Source organism: Agrobacterium sp. 20P9.1.2, assembly GCF_057799395.1.
Genome location: NZ_JBYOKI010000001.1, coordinates 961,478 through 976,848 on the forward strand (window position 1 = coordinate 961,478; position 15,371 = coordinate 976,848).

The 15,371-nt window shown below is 58.4% G+C and carries 14 protein-coding genes; 7 read left to right on the plus strand and 7 right to left on the minus strand.

Translation table 11 applies throughout. The annotated features are described in order from the left end of the window. Positions 1 to 9 precede the first annotated feature (9 nt). The 4 genes from era (at position 10) to recO (ending at position 3,113) form a co-directional block, all read left to right on the plus strand. Positions 10 to 969 carry a GTPase Era gene (gene era / locus AC27VJ_RS04750; RefSeq protein WP_488683003.1) on the plus strand — a complete coding sequence of 320 codons (960 nt, stop codon included), beginning with the start codon at positions 10 to 12 and terminating at the stop codon, positions 967 to 969. 80 nt (positions 970 to 1,049) lie between these two features. Next, positions 1,050 to 1,802: a Crp/Fnr family transcriptional regulator gene (locus AC27VJ_RS04755; protein ID WP_488683004.1), complete on the plus strand. Its 753-nt coding sequence runs from the start codon at positions 1,050 to 1,052 to the stop codon at positions 1,800 to 1,802. A gap of 148 nt (positions 1,803 to 1,950) precedes the next feature. Continuing rightward, on the plus strand, positions 1,951 to 2,313 hold the full coding sequence (locus AC27VJ_RS04760) for a response regulator (RefSeq protein ID WP_113087125.1): 363 nt from the start codon (positions 1,951 to 1,953) through the stop codon (positions 2,311 to 2,313). Between the two features lie 62 nt (positions 2,314 to 2,375). Next, on the plus strand, positions 2,376 to 3,113 hold the full coding sequence (recO, locus tag AC27VJ_RS04765) for a DNA repair protein RecO (protein WP_488683005.1): 738 nt from the start codon (positions 2,376 to 2,378) through the stop codon (positions 3,111 to 3,113). A 9-nt stretch (positions 3,114 to 3,122) separates the two neighbouring features. On the opposite strand, the gene AC27VJ_RS04770 is transcribed toward recO, so the two are convergent. From AC27VJ_RS04770 to AC27VJ_RS04795, 6 genes are all read right to left on the minus strand, one after another. Beyond that, positions 3,123 to 4,346: an MFS transporter gene (locus AC27VJ_RS04770; RefSeq protein ID WP_488683006.1), complete on the minus strand. Its 1,224-nt coding sequence runs from the start codon at positions 4,344 to 4,346 to the stop codon at positions 3,123 to 3,125. A gap of 169 nt (positions 4,347 to 4,515) precedes the next feature. Beyond that, on the minus strand, positions 4,516 to 4,998 hold the full coding sequence (locus tag AC27VJ_RS04775) for a lipocalin-like domain-containing protein (protein WP_488683007.1): 483 nt from the start codon (positions 4,996 to 4,998) through the stop codon (positions 4,516 to 4,518). 242 nt (positions 4,999 to 5,240) lie between these two features. Next, complete coding sequence (locus AC27VJ_RS04780) at positions 5,241 to 6,086, minus strand: MOSC domain-containing protein (RefSeq protein ID WP_488683008.1); 846 nt, start codon at positions 6,084 to 6,086, stop codon at positions 5,241 to 5,243. Positions 6,087 to 6,094: 8 nt separating this feature from the next. Then, complete coding sequence (locus AC27VJ_RS04785) at positions 6,095 to 6,736, minus strand: HD domain-containing protein (protein WP_488683009.1); 642 nt, start codon at positions 6,734 to 6,736, stop codon at positions 6,095 to 6,097. Positions 6,737 to 6,789: 53 nt separating this feature from the next. After that, positions 6,790 to 9,549 (minus strand): DUF2339 domain-containing protein, encoded by a 2,760-nt coding sequence (locus AC27VJ_RS04790; RefSeq protein WP_488683190.1) that lies wholly within the window; start codon positions 9,547 to 9,549, stop codon positions 6,790 to 6,792. 51 nt (positions 9,550 to 9,600) lie between these two features. Then, a complete protein-coding gene (locus AC27VJ_RS04795; protein WP_488683010.1) occupies positions 9,601 to 11,175 on the minus strand; it encodes a VOC family protein in 1,575 nt (524 codons plus the stop codon). 283 nt (positions 11,176 to 11,458) lie between these two features. On the opposite strand from AC27VJ_RS04795, the gene AC27VJ_RS04800 reads away from it, so the two are divergent. The 3 genes from AC27VJ_RS04800 (at position 11,459) to AC27VJ_RS04810 (ending at position 14,299) form a co-directional block, all read left to right on the plus strand. Beyond that, positions 11,459 to 12,499 (plus strand): ABC transporter substrate-binding protein, encoded by a 1,041-nt coding sequence (locus tag AC27VJ_RS04800; RefSeq protein ID WP_488683011.1) that lies wholly within the window; start codon positions 11,459 to 11,461, stop codon positions 12,497 to 12,499. 196 nt (positions 12,500 to 12,695) lie between these two features. Continuing rightward, positions 12,696 to 13,484 carry an ABC transporter ATP-binding protein gene (locus tag AC27VJ_RS04805; RefSeq protein WP_162727722.1) on the plus strand — a complete coding sequence of 263 codons (789 nt, stop codon included), beginning with the start codon at positions 12,696 to 12,698 and terminating at the stop codon, positions 13,482 to 13,484. Next, on the plus strand, positions 13,481 to 14,299 hold the full coding sequence (locus tag AC27VJ_RS04810) for an ABC transporter permease (RefSeq protein WP_488683012.1): 819 nt from the start codon (positions 13,481 to 13,483) through the stop codon (positions 14,297 to 14,299). Before AC27VJ_RS04805 ends, AC27VJ_RS04810 begins: the two co-directional genes overlap by 4 nt. Before the next feature lie 53 nt (positions 14,300 to 14,352). Here AC27VJ_RS04810 and AC27VJ_RS04815 read toward each other — a convergent pair whose 3' ends face one another. After that, on the minus strand, positions 14,353 to 15,177 hold the full coding sequence (locus tag AC27VJ_RS04815; protein WP_488683013.1) for a mechanosensitive ion channel family protein: 825 nt from the start codon (positions 15,175 to 15,177) through the stop codon (positions 14,353 to 14,355). Between the last annotated feature and the right edge of the window lie 194 nt (positions 15,178 to 15,371).

Below are 15,371 nucleotides of genomic sequence, written 5' to 3' on the forward strand. Positions count from 1 at the left end.
TGGATACCCATGACAGAGAATGAATTCGACGCCGCGCCGGGTGAAGACAACGGTACAGACGCTGGCGAAACCAGACCGACCCATTCCGGCTTCGTTGCGCTGATCGGCCCGACCAATGCTGGCAAGTCCACGCTGGTCAACCGCCTCGTTGGCGCCAAGGTTTCCATCGTCAGCCACAAGGTGCAGACGACGCGTGCGGTGATGCGCGGCATTGCGATCCATAACAATGCCCAGATCGTTTTCATGGACACGCCCGGCATTTTCAAACCCCGCCGCAGGCTGGACCGCGCCATGGTCACCTCCGCATGGGGCGGCGCCAAGGATGCCGACGTCATTCTCTTGCTGATAGACAGCGAACGTGGCCTGAAGGGCGATGCGCAGACGATTCTTGAAGGCCTGAAAGACGTCAAGCAGACCAAGATTCTCTGCCTGAACAAGATCGACCAGGTTCAGCGCGAAGACCTGCTGAAGCTTGCCTCTGCGGCAAACGAGGTCGTGTCCTTCGACCGCACCTTCATGATCTCGGCTACCACCGGTTCCGGCTGCGATGATCTGATGGATTATCTCTCGGAAGAGTTACCGCAGGGCCCGTGGTATTACCCGGAAGACCAGATTTCCGACCTGCCAATGCGTCAGCTGGCCGCCGAAATCACCCGCGAGAAGCTTTTCCTGCGCCTGCATCAGGAGCTTCCCTACGCCTCCCACGTCGAAACCGAAAAGTGGGAAGAGCGCAAGGACGGCTCTGTTCGCATCGAGCAAGTCATCTACGTCGAGCGGGACAGCCAGAAGAAAATCGCGCTTGGCAAGAACGGCGACGCGATCAAGGCGATCTCGACCGCATCCCGCAAGGAGCTGTCTGAAATCCTCGAGCAGCAGGTTCACCTGTTCCTGTTCGTGAAGGTGCGTGAGAACTGGGGCGATGATCCGGAACGTTTCCGGGAAATGGGTCTGGAGTTTCCGCGAAACTGATTGTCCGCAACGGAACCGAAAGCGGGCGTACGGGTTGAAGCCTTTGATAGCGTTATCGGTTTTGTTGTTTACGGATATTCATGTCGCCCAAAAAGCCCAACGGATTTTCAACCACGCCCTGCGAGCAATGTCCCTTGCGCGGCCTCAAACATTTCCGGGATTTTTCCCCGCCTGAGCTGGATTTCGTCTCCCGTTTCAAAACGGGGGAACTTTCCGTGGAGCCAGGCGCCATCGTGCTGATGGAAGGCTCCCACAGTGCTCACCTTTACACCGTGCTGAGCGGATGGGGTTTCCGCTACAAAACCCTGGAGGATGGCCGGCGCCAGATTCTCAACTATCTGATGCCGGGCGATCTTGTTGGTTTGCAGGGCACGGTGATGGGGGAGATGCAGCACTCCGTCGAGGCGCTGTCTCCCGTGACATTGTGTGTGTTCGAGCGTGGTCGGCTGAGCAGTCTTTTCGGCGATCACCCGTCACTTGCCTATGACATTACCTGGATTGCCGCCAGCGAAGAGCGCATGCTGGATAGCCATCTGCTGAGCGTCGGCAGGCGCACGGCGCTGGAGCGGGCGGCCTATCTGCTGGCGTTTCTTTACAATAAGGCGGCAAGGGTAGGGCTTCTGGAAAAGGATGGGCCAATCCCCGTCACGCAGCAGCATGTGGCTGATACGCTTGGACTTTCCATCGTTCATACAAATAAGACACTTCGCAAACTTGCGGATCGTGGCCTCATCCGCTGGACGGACAAGGGATGCCTCGTGCTGGACAATGACGGATTGGCACAAGCTGCCAGTTGGGAGCCGGATAACCGCAAGGCGAGACCGTTTATTTAGAGTTTTCTGATGTATTCTCCATTCGTTCTGCTATGTCTTTTTTAAATGACTAGCACCAGCCTATCTGCGATGTCATAAAACCATTGATTCCGCAGTCGCGGAAATTTATTGCAGTCGCGGTTGCGTCGCGCCTTGAGGAAGATAAGAAATGTTGCCTCAACGGGTTCTCATCGTCGAGGACGAATATTTAGTTGCGATGGATGTCGAGACGTCCCTTCAGTCCATGGGCGTGAACACCATCGATATCGCGACGACGTTGTTTCAAGCCAAGGAATCACTTTCGCGGGCGCGGCCAGACTGTGTGCTTCTGGACGTCAGCTTGTCCGATGGCATGAGCTATGAGCTTGCACGCCATTTGCGCGAGCATTCGATTCCCTTCGGCTTTGTCAGCGGCTATGGCGATACCAGCGGCTTTCCGCCAGATTTCGCCAATTCTCACCTTCTGGACAAGCCGTTTGGCGAGGTGGAACTGAAGGCTTTCGTCACCCGCATCATGGGCCACGAAAGTTAAGCGCCGCTGCGCCGGATCGGTTATAATCCCTGCTTGAAGCGGCACATTAAGCGAACCATTCCATGCAGTGGCAGGACGATGCTATTATTCTGGGCGTAAAGCGCCACGGCGAGACGAGCGTCATTGCCGAATTGATGACGCGCACCCGTGGGCGCCATCTGGGTTTGGTGCGTTCAGGTCGTTCCCGCGCCATGCAGCCGGTGCTTCAGCCCGGCAACCGTGTCGATGTCACGTGGCGGGCACGTCTTGACGATCATCTGGGCGACTTTCGTATCGAACCGCTACAGTTGCGCGCCGGACAGCTAATGGAAACGGCAACCGCCGTTTACGGCGTTCAGGCCATGGCCGCCTTGCTGCGCCTGTTGCCGGAACGAGATCCGCACCCGCATCTTTACGACGCGCTGGATGTGATTCTCGACAATCTCGCCGACCCTGCCGATGCCGGGGAACTCTTCGTGCGCTTCGAACTGGCTGTTCTGGATGATCTGGGCTTCGGGCTCGATCTCAACGAATGTGCGGCCACTGGTCTGCGCAGTGATCTGGTCTATGTATCGCCCAAGACGGGCAGGGCCGTGTGCCGCACCGCCGGCGCGCCCTATGCCACGCGCTTGCTGGCTCTGCCGCAGTTTCTCAGCACCGAACACTCCAAGGCAGCCGACAGCGAAAGCCTTGCTGCTGCCTTTCGCCTGACGGGACACTTTCTGCACCGGCATGTTTACGAGCCGCGTGGCCTCAACGAAAATGCCACCCGCGACGGTTTCGTGCAGGCGGCATTGAAGGCGTTGGATAAGGCTGGCTGAGCCTTGTCGTCAGGCGATAGCCGGTCGAACCACGGCGCGCTCTTCGATTGGCCAGTGCACGACGGCGGCAAACAGGCCCATGACGACACCCAGCCACCACACGACATCGTAAGAGCCGAGCTTGTCATAAAGGAAGCCACCCAGCCACACACCGAGGAACGAGCCGATCTGGTGCGACAGAAACACGACGCCGCCCAGCATGCCGAGGTGGCGCGTGCCGAACATGATCGCGACGAGGCCGTTTGTCGGCGGCACGGTGGAAAGCCACAGAATACCCATCACGGCAGCGAATATGATGACCGATAGCGGCGTTTGCGGCAGCAGCAGGAATGCGGTGACGGCAATGGAGCGGCCGATATAGATGTAGGCCAGAAGATAGGGCTTGGAATAACGCTGGGCGATGAAACCGGCGGCAAGCGAGCCCGCGATATTGAAAAAGCCGATCAACGCCATGGCGATGACCGCATAGCGCGGTTCGATACCGATATCGCCGAGATAGGCGGGGAAATGCGCGGTGATGAAGGCGACCTGAAAGCCGCAGACGAAAAAGCCCGTGGTCAGCAGGAGGTAGCTCTTATGGCCCAGCGCTTCCTTCAGCGCCTGCGCGGCTGTTTGCTTGAACTGCGCCTGAGACTGCGTGCCGGATGAGGAATTGCCCCGTAACGGCCATGCCAGCAGCGGCACGATCAGCATGATTGCCGCCAGCCACACAAGGCTGTCCGACCATCCATAGGTGGAAATCAGACCCTGGCTGATGGGCGCAAAGATGAACATGCCGGCAGACCCGGCAGCCGTGCCGATGCCGAAGGCCATGGAGCGTTGCTCCGGCGTTACATGCCGCGCAAAGGCCGAGAGAATGACGCTGAACGAACCTGCCGCAATGCCAAGCCCGACAAGAACGCCGCCACCCAGATGCAGCCACAGCGGAGATGTGCCCACCGACATGCACACAAGCCCAGCCGCATAGATCAGGCCTGATAGGACCAGCACGCGGCCCGTGCCGAATTTATCCGCCAACGCGCCAAAGAACGGCTGGCCAAGACCCCAGAACAGGTTCTGCAGAGCCATGGCGAAACCGAAGGTGGAGCGATCCCACCCCGTATCTGCCAGCATGGGCAGCTGAAAGAAACCCATGGCCGAACGAGGCCCGAAGGTCAGCACGGCAATCAGCGAGCCAGCGACGATGATGAGCCAAGGCATAGGCTGGCTGGTGATTCGTTTTGTATTGGACATGGATGTTCCCCGGTCGATCGGGGAATATTAGCCCTTGTTCACCGATCTCTCCAGCGACTTTTCTTGAAGATGGAATGAGAATGACTGATGGGATTGTTTCAGGTGTCGAGCGGTGCGCAGTTCCATGAAAGAGCCCCACCTGATGATGGAGCCCTTCTTGAGTTGAATTTTATTTGTCGCGCGTGAACACAACGATGGAACGCGTCGTGCCAGGCCAATTGGGCATCTGCCGCCAAGGTGTGAACACCTCCAGCCGGTCGCCGGTGCGACGGAATTCGCGACACTGCGTTGTGCCGACCCATTCCGGGTTCCATGACGCTTCGACATGGGTGCACCATTCATTCGTCTTGATCGTCTCTATACCAGTATAGGCAACCAATGTGTTTAACAGCGCCGCCTTATCTGCGTCCGTGCCGCCAGCTTTCCTGCCTTCTCCTGTTAGCACGAAGGAAACGCGGTGATCCTCTGTGAAAATAACCCGCCCGGACGGACGATCGCCCATTGCGGGGATTTTTTTACCGGTGGATTGGGATTCGACCTCATAGCTAACAAGCTTCCATGAGCCCGTCAGCGAAGTATCTTCAGCGTGTGCAGGCCCCATTGGGCTAGCCAAAAGCGACATTACAGTCATCGTCCAGATTTTTATCTTCATCTTATTTAGATGTTTCAAATATTAAATGTAACTTTAATTAAAATACGTTGACCTAAAACAACGTGAATCCGAATAGTAAATAAAAATATTAATTCCGAAAGCTTAAAATAAAATTGTACGGATTTAGACTTATGTAAAAATCGTCTATATGATTTTGTATTGGTTGCCAAATAGTGCATCCCCATGCGCAGGGTGCTCAATAAAAGTCTTTTCTAAATAAGGCGATCGACGGGGAATGGAGTTCATCCCCGTCGTTTGAACGCCCAGCCTTCCACACGCTCTTCCACAACGCGCGCCACATCCCCCACCGCAATCGCGCCTTCGCCGCGCGGCGTCACATTCCAGCCGAACAGTGGGCCGGGAACGCGGCGGTCGGCGGACATGCGCAGGCGGCCCATCGCTTTCATGGGGGAGGGCACGTCGCGGGAGCCGGTCGTCTGATCCTGCGTGGTCATGATGCAGCGGGCACAAGGCTTGACGAGGTCGAAGCGGATGCCGTTGATCTCAAGCGCGGCCCAGCGGTCTTCGGCCCAAGGCTCATCCGTCTCCAGCACGATATTGGGGCGGAACCGCTCCATACCGACATGGTCCTCGCCATTGGCGGCCATGTTCTCATTGAGCGCGGCAAGGGATGCCGTGGTGGTGACGAGGATCGGGTAGCCGTCTGCGAAAGTGACCGGCGAGTCGTTTCCTGCCCATTCCGGGCTGGCGATGCGGCGTGACTGCTCATCGAAAAAGACGAGCTTCACATCGCGCTTGAGCCAGCCGGACAGCGTGAGGTTGACGTCATCCGTGGCGACGGCGGCATCCACCACGGACTTCCAGACCGTTGCGTCGAGGCGATTGCCGGATGGCAGAGCCAGAATTTCACCCTTGTCATCAATGGCAAGATGGAAACCCGCTCCTTCAGCCTTGACGATGAGTTGGGCGATCTCGGGCAGTTCGCGCTGGGTGATGAATTGGCCGGATGGATCGACCAGCATGGCGCGGCGGTCGCCAGGCAGGCCTTCCGCTGTGATACGGCTTTCGTACAGCGAAATGCCGCGGGCGCTTTTCAGCGGGTAGATGTTGAGTTCGGTAATACGCATGATGGGCCTCATATCTCATCCAGAAACAGGTCGAGAACCTGCTTCAACCGCTCGTGCCGTTCCTTGGCGATCTGCCGTCCGGCTTCGGTCTGGAAACCGTCTGCCAGCTTGAACAGCTTGTTTTCGAAATGGTCGATGGCAAAGCGCCGGTCGTCAAGCGGGCGGTTCTTTGCCAGCGGATCGGCGGGATCGTAAAGAGCCGAGCCCATGCGCCCCGCAATGTAGAAACAGCGGGCCGCACCCACCATGCCGATGGCATCCAGTCGGTCCGCATCCTGAAGGATTTTGGCCTCCGGCGTTTCCGGCGCGATATTGGCGGAGAAACTATGGGTCAGAATGGCGTGCGCGACGGCCTTGATGTCCGTGTCTTCCCAGCCAAGGTCACGGAGAATGCCGGAGGCTTTTTCCGCTGCCAGCCGCGAAGCCTGAGCGCGCAGTGGGGAGTTCTTTTCCACGGCCACACAATCATGCAGCAGCACGCTTACCGCCAGCACTGTGCCGTTGCCGCCTTCCTGCGCGTGAATGCGCATGGCATTGCGAAACACGCGGTGGATATGCGCCAGATCGTGCGATCCGTCGTCGCCTTCCGCCGCATGCGGCATCAGCGTTTCGGCAAGCTGTTCGTAAGGCGCAAAGGCTTGTGCCTGCATGTGATTCCCCCGTCTTGACCGTTGCTTTTAAGACGCGGGGAAAGCAGGCGCAATCACCCCTGCGCTTCCTCCGGCTTGGGTTGGGCGGTCAATATCTTCTGGTAGAACAGTCCGATGCCGATCAGCACCACGCCAAGGCCGATGAAGGATAGGGCGCGCAGTACGCCTTCCAGATTGCTCATATCGATGAGGAAAGCCTTAGCAACGGCCAGTAGAACGAGAGCTGCCGAGGCAAGCCGCAGGCTCTTGGCATTGAAGCGGGAGCCGAGAACGAGCAGCAGAACGCCGATGACCAGCCAGACGACGGAGTAGCTGTAGGTTTCGCCCTGAAGAAAGCCCTTCCAGTCCGCGATATTCTCGCCCTGCCAGAAGCGGCGCACGGAGAGCGTTGCCCAGGCAAAGCCGAGTGCGGCACCCGAGAGAGCCAGCAGCGTGACATAGGCCACCGGGCGTTTGCCGCGCGCATACCAGGACAGCCCGGCATAGGCGATGGCCGGAAGCAGATAGCCGATCAGCAGCAGGTTGAGGAACGGCCAAGGCCCGGTGTTTTCGCCAGTAAAGTAAGGGTTGAGCACAAAGAAATGCGCGACCAGCACATTGAACATGGCGATGACACCCGCCAGCATGGAGCCATAACGGAAGATCGGGCTTGGGCTTTTCATATCCAGCGTCATCAGCACGCCAGACATGCCGATGGTCAGCAGCGTGTAGATGGACTGTTCGCCGAGTGTCGGCACGGTGTCGTTGAGAACACCGCCATTCATGGCATGGCGCACGAGGATGGCGATGGCCAAGAGGCCCATGAGGCTGGCGATGGCCTGCAGGAAATTCCTTGCCCGCACACCCGGCCAGTCGCGCAACAGCCATGCGGATGCGATGGCGAGCAGGGCCGGAACACCGTAACCGGGCAGCAGCGCATTAAAGACCGGCGTCGTGCCAAGGTTCTGCGGGCCGACAATGGTCGGTTCCCACGCAATGCGACCGAGAACGATGAGGGAAGCCAGCGCCATGACCCATGGCAGTGCGGCCCAGGAGCAGCGCCGCGCGCCCAGCACATAGGCAAAGCCGATGACGGGGATGAGGATGGTGGTCGCAAGTCCTTCGGTGAGCGTATGGACGAGGAAGGTGAAGGCCAGAAACGAGCCGAACACCATGACGTTGATAGGCCCGACGAAAGCATCATCCGCCTTGCGGTCCAGCCGGTAGGCGCTGCCCAGCAAAACGAGCCCGACCGCCAGGCCATAAGCGGCATGCAGCCAGTCGCGGGAGAGGTTGCCATATTGCACGAAGCTGATGATGCCGAGACCAAGCGGGACGACCGAGCCGATGACGGCCCAAAGTGTGCCGAAGGATGGGTCGTTTGACGTTTTGCTGCGCACGGCCTGCCAGGAAAACAGCAGAAAGAGAATGCCCAATATCCGCGTGACCGGTCCTTGCACAGCAACCGCGTCAGCAGTGGAAAGCGCGGTCGTCGCATCACCCAGCATGGGCATATAATTGATGCCGAAACCGGCCAGCAGATTGGCGCAGCCAAGTGCTGCGATGGACGCGAAAATGGCGGGCCAGACGGCATAATTACGGCCCGCGCCCAGTGCCGCCAGACCCAAAATGAGAACGGCCATGGCGAAGGCCGGGTGCATCGTGATCGCTGTTTCAATGACGGAGAAGGCGAGCGCCGGGAGTACCACCGCCAGAGACAGGGCCACGCCGAGGCTGGCTGGGAGGCGGCTAAGCAGTTCTGCGACAACGGGAAGATAGCTGTCGGAACGCGGCGCATAAATGGTCATGTCACGCGGCTGGCCGGGGTATTTTCCGGGCCAAATCCAGATCGAACCGGCAATCATGGCGATCAGGCTGGCGACAACGGGTTCGGCCTCGATAATGGGCGCAAACACCATGTAGCCGATGGCCCAGAGGCCAAGCCCGATATTGGCAAGTGCCGGAACCATATGCCAGCGCTGGCTGCGCGAGGCGGCAGCCGTGGCAAGCCACGAGGCGGTGAGGAAGCCGAACAGCGCCCAGATATTGGGGCTTTCGGTGGAGATCAGCACAGGGGTGACCATGGAGCCGAGAAGGCCAAGCCCAGCCAGCGCCTGCCCATGCAATAGCGAAAGCGCGATGGTGGCAAAGCCGACAAGCGCCAGCAGAATGAATGCCGTGGTTGGCCCGATGTACTCGTAAATTCCGTAAGCCGCGTAGGTGACGCCGAACAGCGTCAGCGCGCCTGCTGCCGTAAGCACGCCGGGAATCATGGCATTGGAATAGGCGTTTGCGATGCCCGGCACCATTTTGCGACGGATGGCTTCGCCGGCTGCCGCCAGTAGCAGGCCGAAGATCGCCGCCATGGCCAGCCGCACGGCGGGGCTGAGAAGGCCGCTTTCGATGGAGTATTTGACCAGGAAAATGCCGCCAAGCGCCAGCGCCAGACCACCGGCCCAGACCGCCCAGCGCGCACCGAGCCTGCTTTCGAAGCTTTCTTTCGGGCGGGCAGGTGTGGCAGGTAACGTGAAGGCTTCCGGTGCCGCTTCGGTCACTGGCTCATCTGCCGCAACCTGCGCGGCGATGGGCGGCTGTTCGTCCGCAGTCTCTTCAACGGCTTCACTCTGAGCCGCCGCTGCTTCCGCCTCTTCCTCGGTGGGTAAGGTCGCGTCTTGAGATGGTGCTGCAAGCGCCACCCCACCCGAAGCGATCTGTGCTTTCAGCGCCGTCAATTCTGCCTCGACGGCGGTCAGCCGTCGGGAGTTCTTAATGCTGGCATTCAGCGTATAGAAGAAGGCAACGACATAGCCGATGATGAGCAGAAACAGGAACAGTGTCATAAGAACCCCGAATATGGTCCTGTTTTTTAAGCCCTTTTTAGCTGTTTATGCAAGACCGGTTGTGGGCAAGGCTTTCGCCCATCGTTTGGCAAGCTCCACATCGTCTAGACCCAGTTCGTGACCATGCGGCAGAACGGTCACTTCCGCGTCTGCGCCATTGTCGATCAGGTGCTGTTTCAATGCGTCAGCCCTGTCGCGGTAGCGGTCCGTTTCGCCCGCCGCCAGCGAGAAGCGCGTGCCGGAGAGATCGGCTTCCGGCCAATGCGTCAGCACCGGCATGGGCCGCAAAAGCAGGGCATGGGCGGCAAATTCCGGGTAAAGCGCAAAGAAGGCCGCGAGGAAATTCGCGCCATTGGAATGGCCGATGAAGCTGAGCTTGCTCTTCTCGAGTCCATAGGCGTGCATTGCCCCTTCCATGAAGGCGGCAAAGGCTTCGGCTTCCGACGTGATATCCCGCTGATCGAACGTGCCATCGGCAAAGCGGCGGAACCAGCGGGCGATGTCCTCTTCCGTGCTGCGTCCCCGCACGCCCAGCAGCGTGGCATGCGGATTGGCCGTGTGAGCCAGCGCCATGAGGCTGGTTTCACTGCCGCCGGAACCGTGCAGCAGAATGATCGTGCTGCCATCCGGGTTAGCAGGCGTGTGAAAGCGGTGCACGAAGGGCAGGTCGCGGTAGATGACGCGTTCTTCGCCCGGCAGCGAGAACTGCGGCAGCGCCACGCGCACATCCTCTTCATCGCGCATGAACAGCGGCGGGATGAACAATTGCTCGCCCATTGTCTCAAACGGTTCGTCCACCGTCATGCCGGGTCCATCCGTCGCCATTTCGATCAGCACGTCGCCGGGCTCGCGGACATAAAGCGAGTGGAAATATTTGCGATCATGCGCATTCGTCGGCGAGGAGTTGAGCGATTTCAGCCCTTGGAGCGTCTCATTCAACTCGTCCATATCCGCCGCGCGAAAGGCGATATGATCCACCGTGCCGGTGCCGGGCGCGCTGGACCAGAAACCAGTGGCATCCCGCACATCGATGATGTCGCCCGAGGCAGAAACCGTGCGGCGGATGGAGCCGTGCTGGCTGACGCTGATGTAGCCGAAATGCTTGGTCAGAAAACTCTCGGTTTCTTCCGGCACTTCGCTCAGCATGGTTGCACCGCGAATGCGGCGAATGGCATGTTCCAGCGGAATGCCCGGGGCCTCATGCGGTGCCGCTTCTGGAAAAGCGTGGGTGCCGACGAGTTTCAGGATGATACCGTCAGGGTCTTTCAGGCGAATGACCGGCTCACCGAATTCCTCCATCGGGCCTTCCGTGCGAATACCGGCAGAGAGCGCCCGCGTCAGCCAGAAGCCGATACTGCCGGGATCGATGGCGAGCGACACTTCCAGCGTCTGTCCATAACCCACCCGGCCTTGTGCACCATCTTCCCAGACGAGAAATGTCAGGAGGGAGCCGGGAGAGGCGGCGTGATCTCCATAAAGCAGGTGAAGCTGCAACGCGTCCTCAAAGCCAGCGGTGCGCTTGGCCAGCCGCAGACCCAGAAAACCGACGTAGAAATCCACGTTGGCCTGCACCTTGCGGGTAATCATGGTGATGTGGTGGATGCCAAGGGCAGACGTCATGAGCGGTTCTCCAAGTCTTCATTCATGGCGGTATGTTCTCTGAGGCGGGATTTTTGGCAATCCCGCGCCTTGAGAACGATGTGTTCATCTTGTGAACAATCATGTGACAAGTGAGGTGGTTGCCCGCGAAATATGCGGTTGCACGCAAGTTTGATAAATGGTGATTATATTTTGTGCGATATAAATTTTGAGCAAAATATGTGCGATTTTTACTTGCTATCGCTGATCAAATTGGTTTGTATGGCCCCAACGAGATAAAAATCTCCAGAGGGAAAAAATCAGAATGTTGACGCGAAGGCTGTTATCAAAAACAGCGGCTTTGGCCGCTATCGGTATGTTTGCAACCATTGCAACTGCTCCACTCCCAGCCTTCGCGGAAACACCCATAAAATTCACACTCGATTGGAAGTTCGAGGGCCCAGCCGCCGGTTTCCTGCTGGCGCAGGACAAGGGTTACTTCAAGGCCGAAGGTCTGGATGTAACCATCGACAGCGGTAACGGCTCGGTCGAGGCCATTCCGCGCGTCGCGACTGGCGCTTACCAGATGGGCTTCGGCGACATCAATTCTGTCATGAAATTCTTGGATGAAGACCCGACCCAGAAGGTGAAGGCCGTTTACATGGTCTATGAGCGCCCGACCTTTGCCGTCGTTGGCCGCAAGTCTTTGGGCGTTACGGGTGATCCGAAATCACTGGAAGGCAAGAAGCTGGGCGCACCGCCGCCGGATGGCGCCTTTGCGCAGTGGAAGGCCTTCAAGCAGGTCGCAAAGATCGATGACAGCAAGATCGATATCCAGTCCATCGGCTTTCCAGTGCGTGAGCCGATGCTGGCAAAGGGTGACGTGGATGCGGTCTTCGGCTTTGCTTTCTCCGTTATTCTGAACCTGAAGGCGCAGGGCATCGCCGACGACGATATTTCCACCATTCTGATGGCCGAGCATGGCTTGAATCTCTATGGCAATGCGGTGCTGGTAAACACTGATTTTGCAGAGAAAAATCCTGAGGCCGTGAAGGGTTTCCTGAAAGCGTTGGCCAAGGGTTTTGCCGATTCGGTCAAAAACCCGGAAGAGGACGTGGCCGCCGTTCTGAAGCGTAACGAAACGCTCAACAGCGATATCGAATTGCAACGCCTGACCATGGCCAACGCCATGAACATCAAGACGCCTTACGTGGTTGAAAACGGCATGGGTGGCGTGGACCCGGCGCGGCTGGCGGCCTCCATGGAAACGCTGAAAGTCTCCGTTGGCCTCAAGGGCAATGTGAAGGCGGAACAGGTTTTCGATGCCAGCTATCTGCCGCCGAAGGATGAGCGTCTGCTGCCTTGAAGTTGTCTCGAGTACCTTAAGACCGCCGTCACCCCGGCCTTGAGCCGGGGTCCAGTGCGATCAAGTCCTTGATCGCAAGAAGGTTCTTTGCGTCGCAGACGCGACGCTGCTGCATTCCGGCTCAAGGCCGGAATGACGGAAACTAAAGTCGCCTCTCGAGGGTGACCGACCGCGAAATTCAGAAACAGGAACAAGCATGCCTCATCTGGTTGAAATCGATGGCGTTGATATGCGCTATGGCGGGGCATCGGGCACGCTTGCCGTTTCAGGCCTCGATCTCAAGGTCAGAAAGGGCCAGTTCGCCGCCGTCGTCGGGCCATCCGGTTGCGGCAAATCGACCTTGATGAAGCTCGTCACCGGCCTGCATATTCCGCAAAAAGGCAATGTCATCGTCGCGAACAAGCAGGTCACGGAACCGGTGTCCATCGTCGGCATGGCGTTTCAGAACCCAACCATGCTGCCGTGGCGCACGACACTGGAAAACATTCTTCTGCCGCTGGAAATCGTTGAAAAACATCGCCACCGGCTGCGGGCCAACAAGGCTGAATATGTCGCCAAGGCGGAACGTCTGCTGGAAATTGTCGGGCTGAAAGGCTTCGGCTCCAAGTTTCCATGGCAGCTTTCCGGCGGCATGCAGCAGCGCGCCAATCTATGCCGTGCGCTGATCCACGAGCCCGACCTGCTGATGCTGGACGAGCCATTCGGCGCGCTGGATGCTTTCACCCGCGAGGAATTGTGGTGCGTCATCCGCGATCTGCACGCTGCCAAACGCGTGACCATCATTCTCGTCACCCATGATCTGCGCGAGGCGACCTTCCTGGCCGACAAGATTTTCGTGATGAGTGCGCGCCCAGGCAGGATTTTGGCCGAGCACAAGGTGCCTTTCGCCCGTCCGCGCCAACTCGATCTGATGTATGAGAAGAGCTTCAACGAAATGGTTCAGCAATTGCATGGCGAAATCGCCAAGGCGAGGGTGGCGGCATGAGTGCGGTTGTCGAACGCCCCGTGGCCGCAGAACCGCGCCAGCCACTCGTTGCTCGTGTGAATTGGGTCAAGGCCGCGCCGTGGCTTTATACGCTCGCGCTGTTCGCTTTCTGGGAACTTCTGGTTCATGCGCTGAGCATGCCGCAAACGATACTACCATCGCCGGTGCGGGTGGGGCAGGCGATTGTTCAGTATTGGTCACCGATCTGGAAAAATTCGCTGCAAACGCTCTATACGACGACGCTGGGCTTTGCGCTGGCCGTGATCGCCGGGCTCGGCATCGGCCTTTTCATCGGTTGGTCTAAGACTATTTATGCCGGGCTTTATCCGCTGATGATCGGCTTCAACGCCATTCCCAAAGTCGCGCTGGTGCCCATCCTCGTCATCTGGTTCGGCATCGGCACCGTGCCTGCGGTGCTGACGGCCTTCCTGATTTCCTTTTTCCCCATCGTCGTCAACGTCGCGACCGGCCTTGCCACCATCGAGCCGGAAACCGAGGACGTTTTGCGGGCGCTGGGTGCCAAAAAGATGGACATCATGCTGAAGGTCGGCATTCCCCGCTCCATGCCCTATTTCTTCGGCTCCCTCAAAATCGCCATCACACTCGCCTTCGTCGGCTCCGTCGTGTCGGAAACGGTCGCTTCCAATTACGGCCTCGGCAACATGATGAGTTCCGCCCAAAGCCAGTTCAACGTGCCTCTGGTCTTCGCCGGTCTCCTGATGCTGGCGGTGGAAGGTATCGTCATGTATGCGCTGATGGCCTGGGTTGAGAGACGGATGACGGGCTGGGCGCATCGATCCACGATGGGGCAGTAATCCTAATTGCCGGTACGAAAAAGGCCGGTTCTTACCGGCCTTTTCTTTGAAATTTACTCCGCTGCTTGTTCGCTCACGCGCATATCCCGCTCGTCAAACGCCGTCTTCAAAGCCTTGGTCACGTCGCGGGTGGTGGCGAACCAGTTTTCGCTGCGGGCCCAGTAGCGCAGGGTGACTGTTGCGCTGTCATTGGTGACGGAATCGATGAAGGTGGTGGGGGCGGGGTCCAGCAGCACGCGGCTGTCGGAGCGGGCGACGGTCATCAACATGGATTGGGCATCGGCGGTGCTTTCGCCCTTGGGCACGGTGACACTGAGTTCGTGGCGGCGGGAGGGGAAGCGGCTGTAATTGGTGATCGGCACGTTCCAGAGCGTGGAGTTGGGTGCGAGGCGATAGAGGCCATCGCTGGTTTTCAGCTCCGTGGCGAAGAGGCCGATTTCAACGACGGTGCCGGTAACGGCACTCGTTTCGATATATTCGCCAACGCGAAACGGGCGGAGCACAAGCAGCATGATGCCGGCGGCGATGTTCTGAAGCGTTCCCTGAAGTGCGAGGCCGACGGCCAGACCTGCGGCACCGAGGGCGGCGAGGATGGAGGCGGTTTGCACGCCGAACTGGCCCAGCACCATGACGAGCACGAGGATGAGAACGACATAGCGAACGATGCCGGAGAAGAAGCGCGCCAGCGTTTCATCGAAACCGCGAATGCGCGACAGCCCTTCAAAGGACCAGCGCTGAAGCAGGGTCGCGGCAATCCAGCCAACGATGAGAAGAAGAAGGGCACCGACGATCGAGAAGGAATATTGAACCATCAGGGCGCTTGCCTGGCGAAGTGCCGCCTGAGATGCGACGATGATATCGGTTGCCTGCTGGTCCATAAACCTTAACCTCTTGTCTGATTTTGTCTGAATTGGTAACGAGGCGATGCCGGTTTTGCTCCATTGCGAAACAGAAAAACTGTTCTTTGGATTCCGACGTTGCCAGCGTAAATCGCTTAAAACTTTATTAGATTTTCGAAATAACAATTAGAAATAATGGTTAACAAATCCTTTTTGTGCGGCGCGCAAATCAG